This is a genomic window from Halorubrum yunnanense, assembly GCF_026586675.1.
In the GTDB taxonomy this organism is placed as follows: domain Archaea; phylum Halobacteriota; class Halobacteria; order Halobacteriales; family Haloferacaceae; genus Halorubrum; species Halorubrum yunnanense.
Window position 1 is genome coordinate 1 of sequence record NZ_JAODIX010000110.1, and the last position, 1,026, is coordinate 1,026.

Consider the following 1,026-nt stretch of genomic DNA (forward strand, 5'->3'; position numbering starts at 1 on the left):
TACATAGGGCCCGTGAAAAGACAAGCACGATGTCCGTACCGAGATCCGACACAGGTGCTCTGGCAGCGAAAGCCACGGCCTGTCGGGAGAACCGACGTTAGGGAATTCGGCAAGTTAGTCCCGTACCTTCGGAAGAAGGGATGCCTGCTCTCGACGGAGCAGGTCGCAGTGACTCGGGCGCTCCGACTGTCTAATAACAACACAGGTGACCGCAAATCCGCAAGGACTCGTACGGTCACTGAATCCTGCCCAGTGCGGGTATCTGAACACCAAGTACAATTGGACGAAGGACCCGTCAACGGCGGGGGTAACTATGACCCTCTTAAGGTAGCGTAGTACCTTGCCGCTTCAGTAGCGGCTTGCATGAATGGATAAACGAGAGCGCCACTGTCCCAACGTTGGACCCGGTGAACTGTACGTTCCAGTGCGGAGTCTGGAGACCCCCAAGGGGAAGCGAAGACCCTATAGAGCTTTACTGCAGGCTGTCGCTGAGACGTGGTCGCCGATGTGCAGCATAGGTAGGAGACGTTACACAGGTACGTGCGCTAGCACGCCACCGAGTCAACATTGAAATACTACCCGTCGGTGACTGCGACTCTCACTCCGGGAGGAGTACACCGGTAGCCGGGCAGTTTGACTGGGGCGGTACGCGCTCGAAAAGATATCGAGCGCGCCCGAAGATCATCTCAGCCGGGTCGGGAATCCGGCGAAGAGCGCAAGAGCACAAGATGGTCTGACAGTGTCATTCCCAACGAGTGACGCTGACGCGAAAGCGTGGTCTAGCGAACCTACGAGGCTCCGGAATGGGGCCCGTAGATGACAGAAAAGCTACCTTAGGGATAACAGAGTCGTCACCCGCAAGAGCACATATCGACCGGGTGGCTTGCTACCTCGATGTCGGTTCCCTCCATCCTGCCCGTGCAGAAGCGGGCAAGGGTGAGGTTGTTCGCCTATTAAAGGAGGTCGTGAGCTGGGTTTAGACCGTCGTGAGACAGGTCGGCTGCTATCTATTGGGGGTGTCAAGGT

General features: G+C 57.2%; 1 rRNA gene. It reads left to right on the forward strand.

What is annotated here, in order from left to right:
- Positions 1 to 1,026 (forward strand): 23S ribosomal RNA (locus tag N5096_RS16100); the annotation flags it as partial.